16 protein-coding genes are annotated in these 14,250 nt (G+C 74.6%); 9 read left to right on the top strand and 7 right to left on the bottom strand.

What is annotated here, in order from left to right:
• The first annotated feature begins 10 nt into the window (after positions 1–10).
• On the top strand, positions 11–220 hold the full coding sequence (locus tag AB0D49_RS31650; RefSeq protein ID WP_362764080.1) for an MbtH family protein: 210 nt from the start codon (positions 11–13) through the stop codon (positions 218–220).
• A gap of 57 nt (positions 221–277) precedes the next feature.
• On the opposite strand, the gene AB0D49_RS31645 is transcribed toward AB0D49_RS31650, so the two are convergent.
• The 3 genes from AB0D49_RS31645 to AB0D49_RS31635 form a co-directional block, all read right to left on the bottom strand.
• Entirely contained in the window at positions 278–1,342 is a 1,065-nt protein-coding gene (locus AB0D49_RS31645; protein WP_362764077.1) for an iron-siderophore ABC transporter substrate-binding protein, read from the bottom strand.
• 81 nt (positions 1,343–1,423) lie between these two features.
• Positions 1,424–3,181: an ABC transporter ATP-binding protein gene (locus tag AB0D49_RS31640; RefSeq protein ID WP_362764074.1), complete on the bottom strand. Its 1,758-nt coding sequence runs from the start codon at positions 3,179–3,181 to the stop codon at positions 1,424–1,426.
• A complete protein-coding gene (locus tag AB0D49_RS31635) occupies positions 3,178–4,914 on the bottom strand; it encodes an ABC transporter ATP-binding protein (protein WP_362764071.1) in 1,737 nt (578 codons plus the stop codon). The genes AB0D49_RS31640 and AB0D49_RS31635 overlap by 4 nt, the downstream gene beginning before the upstream one ends.
• A 201-nt stretch (positions 4,915–5,115) precedes the next feature.
• Between AB0D49_RS31635 and AB0D49_RS31630 the strand changes: the two genes are divergently transcribed.
• The 3 genes from AB0D49_RS31630 (at position 5,116) to AB0D49_RS31620 (ending at position 7,528) form a co-directional block, all read left to right on the top strand.
• Positions 5,116–5,505, top strand: a complete 390-nt coding sequence (locus tag AB0D49_RS31630; protein WP_362764069.1) for a metalloregulator ArsR/SmtB family transcription factor — start codon at positions 5,116–5,118, stop codon at positions 5,503–5,505.
• The gene (locus tag AB0D49_RS31625; protein WP_362764066.1) at positions 5,502–6,002 is read left to right on the top strand and encodes an SRPBCC family protein; all 501 of its coding nucleotides are present in this window, start codon (positions 5,502–5,504) and stop codon (positions 6,000–6,002) included. Before AB0D49_RS31630 ends, AB0D49_RS31625 begins: the two co-directional genes overlap by 4 nt.
• A gap of 425 nt (positions 6,003–6,427) precedes the next feature.
• Positions 6,428–7,528 (top strand): methyltransferase domain-containing protein, encoded by a 1,101-nt coding sequence (locus AB0D49_RS31620; protein WP_362764063.1) that lies wholly within the window; start codon positions 6,428–6,430, stop codon positions 7,526–7,528.
• Here the strand turns inward: AB0D49_RS31620 and AB0D49_RS31615 are convergent.
• On the bottom strand, positions 7,470–7,877 hold the full coding sequence (locus AB0D49_RS31615; protein ID WP_362764060.1) for a PPOX class F420-dependent oxidoreductase: 408 nt from the start codon (positions 7,875–7,877) through the stop codon (positions 7,470–7,472). The two genes, AB0D49_RS31620 and AB0D49_RS31615, sit on opposite strands and share 59 nt — an antisense overlap.
• A 90-nt stretch (positions 7,878–7,967) precedes the next feature.
• Here AB0D49_RS31615 and AB0D49_RS31610 point away from each other — a divergent pair, with 90 nt between their 5' ends.
• Positions 7,968–8,888, top strand: a complete 921-nt coding sequence (locus AB0D49_RS31610; protein WP_362764057.1) for an aminoglycoside phosphotransferase family protein — start codon at positions 7,968–7,970, stop codon at positions 8,886–8,888.
• Positions 8,889–8,897: 9 nt separating this feature from the next.
• On the opposite strand, the gene AB0D49_RS31605 is transcribed toward AB0D49_RS31610, so the two are convergent.
• A complete protein-coding gene (locus tag AB0D49_RS31605; RefSeq protein ID WP_362764054.1) occupies positions 8,898–9,992 on the bottom strand; it encodes a hypothetical protein in 1,095 nt (364 codons plus the stop codon).
• Positions 9,989–10,585: an ankyrin repeat domain-containing protein gene (locus AB0D49_RS31600; RefSeq protein ID WP_362764051.1), complete on the bottom strand. Its 597-nt coding sequence runs from the start codon at positions 10,583–10,585 to the stop codon at positions 9,989–9,991. Before AB0D49_RS31600 ends, AB0D49_RS31605 begins: the two co-directional genes overlap by 4 nt.
• Positions 10,586–10,863: 278 nt before the next feature.
• On the opposite strand from AB0D49_RS31600, the gene AB0D49_RS31595 reads away from it, so the two are divergent.
• Positions 10,864–11,337: an NUDIX domain-containing protein gene (locus AB0D49_RS31595; protein WP_362764048.1), complete on the top strand. Its 474-nt coding sequence runs from the start codon at positions 10,864–10,866 to the stop codon at positions 11,335–11,337.
• A gap of 19 nt (positions 11,338–11,356) precedes the next feature.
• The gene (locus AB0D49_RS31590; RefSeq protein ID WP_362764045.1) at positions 11,357–11,833 is read left to right on the top strand and encodes a GNAT family N-acetyltransferase; all 477 of its coding nucleotides are present in this window, start codon (positions 11,357–11,359) and stop codon (positions 11,831–11,833) included.
• A 233-nt stretch (positions 11,834–12,066) separates the two neighbouring features.
• Here the strand turns inward: AB0D49_RS31590 and AB0D49_RS31585 are convergent, their stop codons facing one another.
• Positions 12,067–12,612, bottom strand: a complete 546-nt coding sequence (locus AB0D49_RS31585) for a hypothetical protein (protein WP_362764042.1) — start codon at positions 12,610–12,612, stop codon at positions 12,067–12,069.
• A gap of 247 nt (positions 12,613–12,859) precedes the next feature.
• On the opposite strand from AB0D49_RS31585, the gene AB0D49_RS31580 reads away from it, so the two are divergent.
• Positions 12,860–13,114 carry a DUF397 domain-containing protein gene (locus tag AB0D49_RS31580; protein ID WP_362764304.1) on the top strand — a complete coding sequence of 85 codons (255 nt, stop codon included), beginning with the start codon at positions 12,860–12,862 and terminating at the stop codon, positions 13,112–13,114.
• A gap of 202 nt (positions 13,115–13,316) precedes the next feature.
• Complete coding sequence (locus tag AB0D49_RS31575; RefSeq protein WP_362764039.1) at positions 13,317–14,237, top strand: helix-turn-helix transcriptional regulator; 921 nt, start codon at positions 13,317–13,319, stop codon at positions 14,235–14,237.
• The last annotated feature ends 13 nt before the right edge of the window (positions 14,238–14,250 follow it).

Below are 14,250 nucleotides of genomic sequence, written 5' to 3'. Positions count from 1 at the left end.
AGAGGACGTCATGAGCAACCCGTTCGACGACCCCGAGGGCACCTTCCTGGTGCTGGTCAACGACGAGCACCAGCACAGCCTGTGGCCCGACTTCGCGGAGGTCCCGGCCGGCTGGCGCACGGTCCACGGACCGGACTCCCGGGAGTCCTGCGTGACCTATGTGGAGACCCACTGGACGGACATGCGCCCGCGCAGCCTCGCGGAGTCCATGGACGGCTGACGGCACACGAGAGGGGGGCGGCCCGTCGGGACCGCCCCCCTTCGCGTGTGTCCGGCGTCAGGACGCGGGCTGCTCCACCGGGGTGTCCGTGCTGCCGTCGACGGCGGCGGCGAGCTGCGGCACCAGCCGCTCGATCACATAGGGCAGGCTCAGCACGGTGCCCATGGACAGCGCGTTGCCGTAGTCGCTGGACTCGGGGACGAACACCTCACGGCCCTGCTTGACCACGTTCAGGTCCTTGTAGGAGGCGTCCTTGTGCAGGGTGTCGGGGTCCTTGGTGACGTCGGTGACCTGCCAGACCACGGCGTCCTGGTCGAGCAGATCGGTGCGCTCCTTGCTGATGTTGGCGCCGAACTGGTCGCCGATCAGCGAGTCCAGGTCCTCGGGCAGGCTGAACCCGAGGTCCCCGAGGAGATGCGAGCGCGGGTCCTGGCTGCCGAACACGAACATGCCCTCGTACGGGGTGGCCACGACGGCGGTCGCCCCCTTGAAGTCGGGGTTCTCCTCGGCGGCGGTCCGGATGGCGTCCTCGGTGGACTTGACGACCTTGGCCGCCTCGTCGGCCGCGCCGATCGCCTCGCCGATGATCTGCGTCTGCTCCTGCCAGGGCACGCCGTAGTCGTTGTACTTCTTCGGCTGGGCGACGACCGGGGCGAACTTCGACAGCGAGGTGTACTGCTCCTCGGTGAGCCCGCCGTACACCGCGAGGATCAGATCGGGCTTGAGGGCGGCGATCTTCTCCGCCTGCGGGCCGGTGCCGGTGTCGGTGAGCACGGTCGGGACCTCGGCCTTGCCGATCTTCGCGGCGGCCCAGGGGCCGACGGCGCCGTCGTAGCCGCCGAGCCACTCGGTGGTGCCGACCGGGACCTTGCCGAGGGCGAGCACGGAGTCCTGGTCGGTGAGGCCGACGGTGACGATCCGCTTGGGCTCGGACTCGATGGTGGTGCTGCCGTACTTGTGGTCGAGGGTGACCGGGAACGCGCCGGAGGAGCCGCCGCTCCCCGGGTCGGCCGCCGCGGAGTCGGAGTCGTCGCCTGAGCCGCCGCACGCGGCGGTGGCGAGCAGGAGGGTGGCGGAGGCGAGCGCGGCGGCGAGCCTGGGCGCCCTGCGGGAGCGGAACATGGGCGGGTCCTTCGCTTTCGGATTCCTGTGGAGCGGGGTGAAGAGGCCGTGCGGGGTCCTGCGGGTCTGTGGGGGGAGGCTCTAGGGGTGCGGGGCGGTGCGGGTGTCGGACCAGGCGGCCCAGAGCGCGGCGTAGCGTCCGCCCGCCGCGCGCAGGGCGTCATGGGTGCCGGTCTCGACGATCCGTCCGGCGTCCATGACGACCACCCGGTCGGCGGCGGCGGCCTGGCTGAGCCGGTGGGCGACGATCAGCGCGGTACGGCCGTCGACGGCACGGGCGACGCCCTTCTCCAGGGCGCGGGCCCCGGCGCTGCCCGCCTCGGCGGTGGCCTCGTCCAGGATCACCAGGGGCGGGTCGGCGAGGACCAGCCGGGCGAGCGCGAGGGCCTGGGTCTGGGCGCCGCTGAGCTGGTGGCCGCCCTCGCCGACGACGGTGCCGAGCCCGTCGGGCAGGGCGTCGGCCCAGGCGAGGGCGGACACCCGGTCGAGGGCGGCGCGCAGTTCGGCGTCGGTGGCGTCGGGCTTGGCCAGCCGCAGATCGTCGGCGAGGCTGCCCGCGAAGACATGGGTCTCCTGGGTGATCAGGGCGAGGGAGCCGGTGCCGTCGAGTGCGGTGGGCGGGACGCCGCCGACCAGGACCGTGCCGGAGGTGGGCGGCTGGATACCGGCGACCAGCCGGGCCAGGGTGGTCTTGCCCGCGCCGCTGGCGCCGACCAGGGCGACACGTTCTCCGTGCCGGATCGTCAGGTCGATGTCGTGCAGCACCGGGTGGCCGGGCCGGTAGGCGTGGCCGAGGCCGCGCACGGTGACGTCGGTGCCGCCGGGCCGTACGGTGCGCTCGTCGTCGGGCTCGGCGGGCAGGTCGGTGACGCCGACCAGGCGGGCCAGTCCGGCGGTGGCCGACTGGGCGTCGTCCAGCAGCGCGAGGGCGGCGTTGACCGGGCCGAACAGGCTGTGGAAGTACAGGGCGGCGGCGGTGGCGGTGCCGAGGGAGGCGCTGCCGTCGCGGACCAGCCAGTACCCGGTGAACAGGACGGCGGCGAGACCGAGGTACTCGGCGATGTGCAGTCTGCTGTAGAAGCCGAGGACCAGGTTGACGCCGCGCATGGTGAGGTCGACCACGGACCGGGAGCGTGCGGCGACCCGTTCGGTGTGCGCGTGCTCCAGCCGGAACGCCCGGACGGTGGAGCTGCCCGCGACGGTGTCGAGGAGTTGCTGCTGCTGGGCCCCGGCGGCGACCCGCTGTGCGGCGTACAGGGGGACGGCCCGGCGGACGTACCAGCGGGCGGTGAGGGCCTGGACGGGCACGGCGAGCAGCGCGGCCAGCAGGAACCGCCAGTCGAGCAGGGCCATGGCGCCGAGGGTGAGCACGATGGTGAGCAGCGAACGGACCAGTTCGGGCAGGGCGTTGCGGACGGCCTCGGCGATCAGGGAGACATCGGCGGTGACCCGGGCGGTGAGGTCCCCGGCACCGGCTTTCTCGACGCGGTCCAGGGGCAGCGCGAGGGCGCGTTCCACGAACCGTTCGCGCAGCCGGGCGAGGGCGCTCTCGCCGAGCCGGGACAGCAGCGACAGCCCGTGTCCGGCGCTGAGGCCCTGGGCGACGGCGACGGCGGCGAGCAGCGCGGCGGTGGCGGTGACCGCGTCGGCGGAGCCCCCGTCGGCGGCCAGGTCCACGATCCGGCCGAGCAGCGGCTGCACCAGCAGTCCGACGGCGGTGGAGCCGGTCATCACGGCGAACGCGAGGAGTGCGGCGCCGCGCTGGGGGCGCAGCAGGGCGGCGACGGCGGCACGGGTGCGGGCGCCGTCGGCGACGGGGAGGAGTTCTGGGCCGGTCATGTCAGTACCGCCGTCCGGTAGGTGCCGGAGTCCCGGACGAGTCCTTGGTGGGTGCCGTCGGCGGTCACCGTGCCGCCGTCGAGGAGGACGACCCGGTCGGTGACGGCGAGCAGCGCGGGACTGTTGGTGACGAGCAGCGTGGTGCGGCCCCGCCGTACGTCCTTGATGCCGTCGGCGATCCGGGCCTCCGTCACGGCGTCGACGGCGGTGGCGGGTTCGTGGACGACGAGGACGGGCGGGTCGGCGGCGAGGGCGCGGGCGAGGGCGACGCGCTGGCGCTGGCCGCCGGACAGGGACCGGCCGCGCGAGGTGACCTGGGTGTGCAGTCCGTCGGGCAGGGCGCGGACGACCTCGTCGGTCCCGGAGGCGGCGAGCGCGGCCCGGGGCACGGTGGTCCCCTCGGGCAGCGCGGCGGTGACGTTCTCCAGGACGGTGCCCTCGAACAGGTCGGCGTCGTGTTCGGCGACCAGGATCGCGGCCCGTACGGCGGTGAGGTCGAGGGCGGTCAGCGCGGTGCCGTCGAGTTCGACGGTGCCGGTGTCGGGGTCGGCGCGGCGGCCGAGACAGCGCAGCAGGGCGGTGGCGTCGGCGGGGTCGGTGGTGACGACGCCGAGGAGCTGGCCGGGGGCGATGTCGAGGTCGAGGGCGTGGACGCCGTCGTGGGAGAGGTTCCGCAGCCGCAGCCGCCCGGCGGTGCTGTCCGGTGCCGGTGCCGGTGCCGGTGCCGGTGCTGGTGCCGGTGTCGCACCGCCGCCGGGGTCCGTGACCGCGCCCTCGCTGTCCAGCACGGCGGCGATCCGGGTGGCGGAGGCGCGGCCCTGGGCGAGTTCGGCGTTGACCCAGGAGAACTCGGAGAGCGGGCCGATGAGGAAGAGGGCGAGGGCGACGGAGGCGACGAGTTCACCGAGGCCGATGTCACCGCTGGCGGCGAGCCGTCCGCCGACCAGGGCGACCAGGGCGATGAAGGCGCCGGTGAGGAGGGTGACGACACCGTGCTGCCAGGCTTCGGCGCGGGCGGCGCGCAGGGTGGCGGCCAGCGAGTCGCCGCTGACCCGGCGGTAGCGGGCGACGGCGGCGGGCGCGGCGCCGATGCCCTTGAGCACCCGTATCCCGGCCACCAGGTCGGCGGCGACGCCGGAGGCGCGGGCGGCGCGGTCCTGTTCGGTCTCGCTGCGCCGCTCCAGGGGGGTGCTGAGCAGGTGTCCGAGCCAGAGCAGCAGCGGGGTGCCGAGCAGCACGAGCAGTCCGAGGGTGAGGGAGACCCGCAGCAGGGCGACGGCGGCGACGACGAGTCCGGCGGTGGCGGCGACGGCGACGATCAGCGCCATGGCGACGGCGCCGACCCGGCGGGCGTCCTCGGTGGCGGTGTTGGAGAGTTCGCCGGGCAACCGGCCCTCGTCGGCGCCGCCTTCGGGTGCCAGGACCCGGCCGATCAGCTCGGTGCGCAGCCGGTGGGCGGCGGTGACGGAGGCCCGTTCCCCGGCGCGGGCGCTGAACCGGAAGCTGAAGGACAGTCCGACATAGACGACGGCCAACACCGCGAGCCAGCGCAGCAGTCCGGGGACGTCGCCGTCCACGACCCCGCGTTCGACGGCGAGTCCGATGAGCACCGGCACGAGTGCCTCACCGGCCTGATGGCCCATGCCCAGCACCGCGCCGAGGACGACATCGCGGCGCTGTCCGCCGACCGCGCGCCGCAGCAGTTTCCGGCCCCGAGGGTCCGCTCTTCGCACGTATCCCCCCGGACCGTGGTGCGCGGCGGAACACCCCACCACGCGTTGACTTAGGTAAGGCTAACTACATCTACGACCGTCGGCCACCCTTTCCGACCCACCGGGGATTGCCCTTTGATCACGGTTCGACGCCGCCGCACGGCCGACGGCCCCCCGCCGGACGGTCGACCGACACGTAACCCATAGGTTACGCTTCCCCTTATGGACGACCTGTCCGGCGCCGCCGAAGCCGTCGCCGATCCCGTACGCCGGGAGATCCTGGTGATGCTGCGGCACACGCCCCTGACGGCCGGTGAGATCGCCGCCCGGTTCACCATCACGCGCCCCGCGGTGAGCCGTCATCTGCGGGTGCTGCGCGAGAGCGGCCTGGTCCGCGACGAACGGCTGGGACGGCACCGCCGCTACTCCCTGGTGCCCGGCGGGCTGGTCGCGCTGGCCGGCTGGCTCACCCAGTTCGACGGCTCGCGCCCCGACTGGTCCCGCCACCTGGACGCGCTGGACACCGAGGTGCACCGCGTCCGCCGGGACCGCCGGACCACCACCGACCCCGCCACCGGCCCCACGGCCGGACCACGGAAGGACACCGCATGACCCCTCCCGAGCCCACAGGACGCCTGGAGCGCACCCCGGCCGGACACGACCTGATCCTCTCCCGCACCTACCGCGCCCCGCTCGCGGACGTCTGGGCGGGTGTCACCGAACCGGAGCGCACCGCCCGCTGGTTCGGCCCCTGGCGCGGCGAGCCGGGCCCCGGCCGCACCGTCGAGGTCCGGATGGCGTTCGAGGAGTCGGCGGACTGGTCCCCGCTCCGGATCGACGCGTGCGAGCCCCCGCACCGGCTCGCGGTGTCCGCGACCGACGCGGCGGGCACCTGGCGGCTGGAACTGAGGCTCACCGAGACCGCGGGCGTGACGGAGCTGCAACTGGTCCAGCACTTCACCGACACAGGCGCGTTGGGCTCCGTCGGCCCCGGCTGGGAGTACTACCTCGACCTGCACACCGCCGCCCGCACGGACGGCCCACTCCCCGACTTCGCCGACTACTACCCCGCGCAGAAGGCGTACTACGACGCCCTCGCCCACCCATGACCCACCCGAGGCACCGGGCCCGGTGGATCCGCCGCTACGACACGGCCCCCGCCCGCCGGAGGCACCGGGTCCGGCGGATCCGCCGCTACAACACGTCCTTCGCCCGCCCCTGACCCGTCCCGAGCGCCCGGATCCGATGGACCTCCCGGTACGACGAGGCCCCCGCCCACCCCTGACCCGTCCCGAGCGCCCGGGTCCGATGGACCTCCCGGTACAACACAGCCCCCGCCCACCCCTGGCGCCCCACGGACCCCGCCCGCCCCGCAATTCCCGCGCGCCCCGCCGCCGGGCCCCCTACACTCCCCCGCATGACGTACTTCTTCCCCCTGCGCTAGCCCCCCGCCGGCGAATCGAGGACCCCCGTCGCCGGCGACGCGGGGCAGCGCAGCGCTGTCCCGGGTGCTGACGGGAAGAAGCCCTTCATCATGCACACGCCCCTTGTGGCGCGGTGTGTCCGCGGACTGGAGTCCGCGCTCGCCGCCGAGGTCCTGCGGTCCCCCGGTACGGCCGTCACCGGCCTGGGCCACCGCGAGGTCCGCCTCCTCACCACCGGTTCCGTCCCGGCGCCGCGCACCGCCGACGATGTGTTCCTGCACGCCGCCCGGTGCCCCGACATCGGCCGGGCCCGCGCCGGACTCCCCGCCCTCACCGGCCTGGTGACCGCCACCGACCCCGGCGCCCCGCTCGCCCTGCGCCGCACGGCCACCGGATCACCCGCCCCCACCGGCATCGACGTCTCGGCGTCCTTCCTCGGCCACCGCGCCTTCAACCGCTACGACATCGAGGACACCGTGGGCGAGGCACTGTCCCGGCACCTCGGACTGCCGTACCACTCCCGCCGTACGGGCGTCCCCGCGCCGCCGGACCACTGGGGCTGGCGGGTCACCCTGGACGGGACGCACGCGGCGCTGATGCTGCGGGGCGGCGGGCGTCCCCTGCACCGCCGGGACTACCGGCGGATCACCGTGCCCGGCGCGCTGCATCCCCCGGTGGCCGCGGCGATGGCCGCGCTGGCGGACCCGGCGCCGGGCGCGCTGGTCCTGGACCCGTGCTGCGGTGCCGGGACCCTGCTCGCGGAGAGCGCGCTGCGCGAACCGGCCGCCCGCCACCTGGGCTTCGACCTGTCCGGGCGGGCGCTGACGGCGGCCCGCGCCAACACCGAGGGACTGCCGGTGACGGTGGAACGGGCGGACGCGGCCCGGCTGCCGCTGGCGGACGGCACGGTGGACCGGGTGCTGTGCAATCCGCCGTGGGGCGGCCAGGTCCCGGCCCTGGGCGGGCTCGCCGGGGCGCCGGAGCGCTGGTGGCGGGAGCTGCGCCGGGTCCTCGCCCCGGACGGCACGGCCGTGCTGTTGCTCCCCGGCGCCGGGGAGCTGACCGGGGCGCTGGCCGCGGGCCTGGTCCCGGCGCACGTCCAGCGGATCCGGGTCTCCGGCGCCGAGGCGTTCATGGTCCGGCTCGACCCGGTCAGGCGTCCTTCTGCTCGCCCCAGCCGTGCCAGCGGTCGATCTCGACCCAGGCGCTGAAGCGGGGGCTGAGCCGGTCGGGGTAGGGCTTGCCCAGGTAGTGCGTCGCCAGCCGGTCGATGTCGGTGAGCCCTTCGTCGGCGTAGATCTCGGTGACCCGGCCGATCAGGCTGACATGGGTGTACCAGTTGTCGTCGTCGAGGACGGTCAGGGTCACCCGCGGGTCGTTGCGCAGATGCTGGAGGCGGACCCGGGTCCCGTCCAGGTTGAGCAGGACCCGGCCGTCCTCCCAGAGGTACCAGGTGGCCGTGGACACCGGGGTGCCGTCCTTGCGGAGAGTGGCCATCACACAGGGGTTGGGGCGGGCCAGCAGGTCCTGGGCGGCTTGGGGCAGGGGCGGTCGGGACACGGGTCTCCTCCGAAAACGTTCGACACGGACGATCACCCATGCTCACATGGCGGGGACCGCCCCCGCAGCCGACCCACGAGGACAGCGCGTATGAGCCCCGCCCGCCCGCTCACCGTCCCGCCCGCCCTGGCCCGTTCGTACGCCGCCGCGTTCGGTGAGGAGGGCCGGGCGTGGCTGGCCGGGCTGCCGGAGCTGGCCGCCGCCATGCTGGAGCGCTGGGAGCTGCGCCGGGACGGCGAGCCGGGCTCCGGGGAGGCGTCGCTGGTGCTGCCGGTGCGCCGCGCCGACGGCACGCCCGCCGTGCTCAAGCTGCAACTGCCCCGGCCCGAGGCGCGCGCGGCCGTCGTCGGTCTGCGCGCCTGGGACGGCGCCGGGATCGTCCGGCTCCTCGACCACGACCCCGCGTCCGGCACGATGCTGCTGGAGCGGCTGGACGCGTCCCGCTCCCTCGCGGACGTGGCCGACGACGACACGGCGCTGCGCGTGCTGGCCGGACTCCTGGCCCGGCTGACCGCCCGCCCCGCGCCCGCCGGGCTGCCCGGTCTCGGCACGGTCGCCGCCGGGATGCTGGAAGAGGCCCCGCGCGCGGCCGGTGCGCTGGCCGACCCGGCGGACCGGCGCCGCCTCACCGACTGGGCGGCGGCCGTCGCCGAACTCGCCGCCGAGCCCGGCGACCGGCTGCTCCACTGGGACCTGCACTACGAGAACGTGCTCGCCGCCGAGCGTGAGCCCTGGCTCGCCATCGACCCCGAACCCCTCGCGGGCGACCCGGGGTTCGATCTGTGGCCGGCCCTCGACAGCCGCTGGGCCGAGGTCGTCGCACCCGATCCACGCCGGGTGGTGGGCCGCCGCTTCGACCTGCTCACCGAGACCCTGGGCCTGGACCGCGCCCGCGCCGCGGGCTGGACCCGGGCCCGGCTGCTCCAGAACGCGCTGTGGGACATCGCCGACGGCGAGCACGCCCTCGCCCCCGAGGCGGTCGCCCTGGCGGACGCGCTGCCCGCCCGCTGACCGCGCCGCTCACAGCACGGCGATCCCCAGCGGCCGTTCCCCCACTGGGAGCTTCCGGGTCCGCCCCGACTCCAGGTCGACCACCGTCAGCCCGTCCCAGTACCCGTCCCGGGTGAAGCCGCCGCTGACATAGGCGGTCCGCCCGTCCGCGCCGACGGCGACGCTCTCGTGCGGCCCGTCCAGCGGGATCACCCGCTCCGCGCCGTCCGGCGCCCGCACGGTGAGCGAGGGTCCGGCGTCGGACGCGGGGTCGATCGGTCCGGTGCCGACGACCAGCAGGGTGCCGTCGGCGGTGACCGCCACGCCGTGCTGATGGGTGTTCGCGGTCATCGGCTCGACCGACGACCGCCCGGACACCGGATCCACCACGACCAGCCGCTCCCCCTCGAACGGCAGCAACAGCCGCCCGTCCGAGGGCCGTACGGCGGTGTAGTGCGGCTTGAGCCAGGAGCCGAGGCCGCCCTCGGTGCCGTAGGGCGCGACCTCGATCCGCCGGGTGGTCCGGCCGCCGTCGGTGACGACGGTGACGTCGAAGGAGTCGTGGCTGGTGACGTACACCTCGGAGCCGTCGCGGGAGACGTCCACGTCGAAGGGGCGGCGGCCGGTGTCCGCGGTGGCGGTCACCTCCAGCGTCCAGGTGTCGATGGTCTCCAGGGTGCCGGGCCCGCCGGGGACGTTGACCCCGACGTGGACCCGGCGGCCGTCCGGCGCGAGCGCGATCCCCATGCCGCCGCCCCGGTACTCGCCGTGCGCGGCGGGCCCGAGCCCACCGGTCCGGTACGGGACGACGGCGATCCGCTCGCGGGTGGCGGTGTCGACCACGGCGACGCCCTCGGCGGTCGCCACCCAGGCCCGCCCGTCCGCCCCGACGGCCAGCCCGTACGGCGCCGTCCCGACCCGCACCGAGCCGGTGGCGCCCGCGTCCGGGTCCACGAAGGTCACGGTGTCACCGCCGAAGTCGGTGACGAGGAGGGTGCCGTGCGGGGTGACGGTCGGCGCGGAGGGGCGCGCGGACGGCGGTGGGGCGGGCTCCGGGTCCCCCGCCGAGCAGCCCGTCGCCAGGGCCAGAACGGCGACGGCGACGGCGGCCCGGCGGACGGTCATCGCGCGTCCCGCAGCAGCGCGGCGATACCGGTGAAGCCCCGGCGTTCGGCGTGTTGCAGCGCGGTGACGCCGTCGCCGTCCGGCAGACCGGGTGTGGCTCCGGCGGCGAGCAGCAGCGCGACGATCTCCTGATGGGCGGGGCCGCCGTCGCCGAGGACGACCGCTTCCAGCAGCGCGGTCCAGCCGAGCCGGTTGACATGGTCGACGGCGATGTCGGTCTCGGCGAGCAGGGCGCGGACGTAGGCGACATGGCCGCGTTCGGCGGCGGGGATGAGGGCGATGCCGCCGAACCGGTTGCGCAGGGTGAGGTCGGGGCGGGCCGGGAGCAGGGCGCGCATCATCGGGACGCTGCCGGTGACTCCGGTGACCAGCCAGGCGCTGTCGTCCCGGTCGTCCTGGGCGTCGGGGTCGGCCCCGGCGGCGACGAGCAGCCGTGCCACCGGGACGTGGTCGGCGAGCGCGGCCAGCAGCAGCGGGGTACGGCGGTGGTCGTCGCGGGTCTCGGCATCGGCACCGGAGGCGAGGGCCGCGCGGACGGCGTCGGTGTCGCCCGAGGCGGCGGCGGCCAGCAGGGCACGGTCGGCGGGGGACATGGGGAGGGCGCTCCTCATCAGCTGGTTCAGCGGGCGCGGCAGCACGGCTGGTCGGTTCCTCATCCTCGTACACGGGTGGTGGGGCGGCCGGACGGGATGGCGTCCGGCTCCTCGTTCATGGTCGCCGTGCGGGCCCGCCCGGCGGATCGCCGTACCGGCTGCGGGACGGGGGCGGGTCGGACGACGGCCGGGTCGTCCGTCCGGTCGATGCGCGGAACGCGGGCGGGGGCCCGCCGCCGCACGCTTAGGCTCGGGTCCGGGTGGACAGGGGGGTCCGGTTGAGTCTGCGGCTGGCGGCGTACGCGGTGTGTGTGACCGAGGGGCGGGTGCTGCTCGGCCGTCATGTGTCGGGCGGGGGCGAGGGCACCTGGACGCTGCCGGGCGGCAGGGTCGAGCAGGGCGAGGACCCGTTCGACACGGTGGTCCGGGAGGTCGCCGAGGAGACCGGCTGTACGGCGGTGGTGGAACGGCTGCTGGGGGTGGACTCACGGATCGTGCCCGCGGCCGAGCGGACCGACCCGGGCGGCCCCGACCATCAGAACGTGGGGGTGTTCTACCAGGTCCGCGTCACCGGCGGGCGGCTGCGCGCCGAGCCGGGCGGGGGTATCGCCGAGTCGGTGTGGACCCCGCTTCCGGAGGTCGCCGGGCTGGCCCGGTCCTCCCTGGTGGACATCGGTCTGGCCCTGGCCCGCACCCGTCCGGCGACCGGCCATGTGGCGCCGGTCCCGGTCGGCGGCCTGATCCGGCACTGAAACCGAGGGGGATGACGGGGTGAAGGGGATCGGCGTCCGGCCCGCCGGGGTCGGGGACGCGCGTGCGCTGGCGGAGCTGCGGTGGCACGCGAAGCGGGAGGAGGCCGGGGCGGACCCGGTCGGGGAGGACTTCGCGGCCCGCTGCGAGGAGTGGCTGCGCGCCCGGCTGACGGCCGGGACCTGGCGGGCGTGGCTGGCGGAGACGGCGGAGGGACGGGTCTGCGGCCAGGTGTTCCTGGGGCTGGTGGAGAAGGTCCCCGACCCGGACCCCGGCGCCCCGGCGGCGCTGGGCTATGTCACCGCGTTCTATGTGGTGCCGGAGCTGCGCGGCCGGGGCATCGGCGGCGCGCTGCTCGCGGAGGTCGAGCGCCACGCCCACGACGCGGGGCTCGACACGCTGGTCGTCTGGCCGTCGCGACGCAGCACGCCGCTGTACCGGCGGAGCGGCTACACGGACCCGGCCGAACTGCTGGAACGACCCGTCGCCCCACAGTGACCACGGGGAAGCGGCGCTGAGCGCGGGTAAATCCGCGCTGAACATGGAAAACCGGCGCTGAACGCGGGGAAACCGCAGTGACCACGGGGAGACCACGGTGAACACGGGCAAGCCCCAGTGAGCGCGCGGGCAGACCGCGCTGAACACGAGCAAGCCGCATGGAAGTGAACACGGGGAAGCCGGGAAGCCGTCCGTATCCCCCGACCGGGCGGCTCCCCTGGCCCCGGGGGGTCCTACTGGCCGATCCGCTGGGCGAGTTCGCTCGCGGCGGCCATGACTTCGGGGTCCTTGTCGGTCAGCAGGGCGCGCACCTGATCGCGCCGGGCGCGGACCGCCTGACGGGCGGCGCGCTCCCACACCACGTGGTTCTCCCGGTGGTTGAGGAGCTTGGGGTAGGCGACGGCCGTGGTCTCCCACTGGCGGGCGACGGCGACGGCGGCGAGCAGCCGGATGAGCTGCGGCCGGACCTTGACATGCGGAAGCAGCGCGAGGTCCCAGAGGTAGGGGACGACGGCGGCGGTCGCCTGGTGCACCACGAAGCCGAACTGGCAGATCAGGTCGCGCAGTTCACCGACGGCCGCCTCGGCGGTGTCCCGGTTCCCCCAGGCGATCTTGTTGAGGAGCCTCGGCACGGCGGTGGCGCTGCCGCTGGAGTCCTTGATCACCTGCCAGGGGACCTCGCCCAGCGAGCGGAGCGGGTCCGGGCGGGTGGCTGAGGGGGTCAGGGGTTCGTGCTCCGTGCGCTCGGTGTTCGGCTGGTGCGTCGAAGCGGTGCGCATGGCGTGGGGCCCTTCCGCAGCGGTCGTCTCCGTCAAAGGAGGGAGGACCGGCGCCCGACCTGCCGGAACCCGCTTCCGGGTCACGGTGGCGGTACGCGATCTCCCTGACACGTTGTCATGATCCGGCGCCTCCACGGGGGTTGACGCCGCAGCTATTATCCACACTGTCAGCACCGGCGTGCAATTGCACGAGAAATTGCGCGACTTTTTGGGTACGACAGGGAACATGGACAGCAAGGAGATCGCCGTGCCGTCAGTAACGAACGGAGTCCGGGCCAGCTCCCTGGACGTTCACTGGACCAAGAGCCGTCACAGCGCCGCCGAGGGCAACTGTGTCGAGGTCGCCCCGCTGATCGACGGAAACATCGCGATGCGCAACTCACGCCACCCCGACGGGCCCGCGCTCGTCTACACCCCCGCCGAGATCGCCGCGTTCGTGGCCGGCGCCAAGGACGGGGAGTTCGACCATCTGACCGGGAACACGACCGTGAAAACGACCTGAAATCGCCGCCGGAGACCCCACGGCTCCGGCGGCACCGGACCGGGTCGCGGTCCGGGCGGGCCCGAGCGGTACGGGCCCGCCCGGATTCGGCCGCACCCCCGACGATCACGCCAACTCACCGGATTCTGACGGCATATGCGGGACCGGGATCTACGAACTGCGATAGTGTCGTGTTCCCTTCTGTCATCCGCCGGGAGCCAGGATGTCCGCCGACGCACCGCGCGTGTCCCGCCTCCAGCCGTACCTCGACCGCGCCGAGCCCGCTCCGACGCTGCTGAAGATGCTGGTCGGTGTGCAGCTCACCGGGTTGCGCGAGGACCGGCAGATCCCCCAGGACCAGGCCGCGCGCACCCTGGGCTTCAGCCCGGCCAAGCTGTCGCGGATCGAGGCGGGCAAGGGCCGCAGGCCACCGACGGAGGCCGATCTGCGAGCCCTGCTCGCCCTGTACGAGGTGGACGAGTACGAGACCTCGGTGATGGTCGAGCTGCTCCACCGCGCCGGACAGCCGGGCTGGTGGCAGCGGTACGACAAGCGGCTGATGCCGGAGTGGTTCGACCGGCTGGTCGGACTCCAGGAGGCCGCCGCGTCGATCCGTACCTTCGAGATCCAGTACGTGCCGGGACTGCTCCAGACCCCCGGCTACGCCGAGGCGGTCGTCCGGCGCGGGCTGCCCGTGGCACCCGAGACCGAGGTGCGCCGCCGGGTCGAGCTGCGCGCCCGGCGTGCCCGGCTGCTGGACCGCGCCGACCCGCCGCAGCTGTGGGCGGTGCTGGACGAGTCGGTGCTGCTGCGGGTGCTCGGCGACCGGTCGGTGATGCGGGCGCAGTTGCTGCATCTGATCGAGATGGCCCGGCGCCCCAACATCACCGTGCAGGTGGTCCCGCTCGATGTCACCGACGCCTCGGCGCCGGTCATCCCGATCACCTTCCTGCGCTTCGGCGGGCTCGATCTGCCCGACGTGGTGTATCTGGAGCACATCAAGAGCGCGAACTTCCTGGAGGACCGGGACGAGACCGAGGAGTACCGGCTCACCCTGGACCGGCTGGCCGACGACGCGCTCACTCCGCGCGAGTCCCTGGAGCTGCTGCGGTCCACGGTGGAGCACCGCTACCCGCAGCGCTGACCGCCCGCTCCCC

This window comes from Streptomyces sp. NPDC048290, assembly GCF_040652095.1.
In the GTDB taxonomy this organism is placed as follows: domain Bacteria; phylum Actinomycetota; class Actinomycetes; order Streptomycetales; family Streptomycetaceae; genus Streptomyces.
The sequence above is the reverse complement of the archived record's forward strand: the minus strand, read 5'-3'. Positions and strand labels throughout refer to the sequence as shown.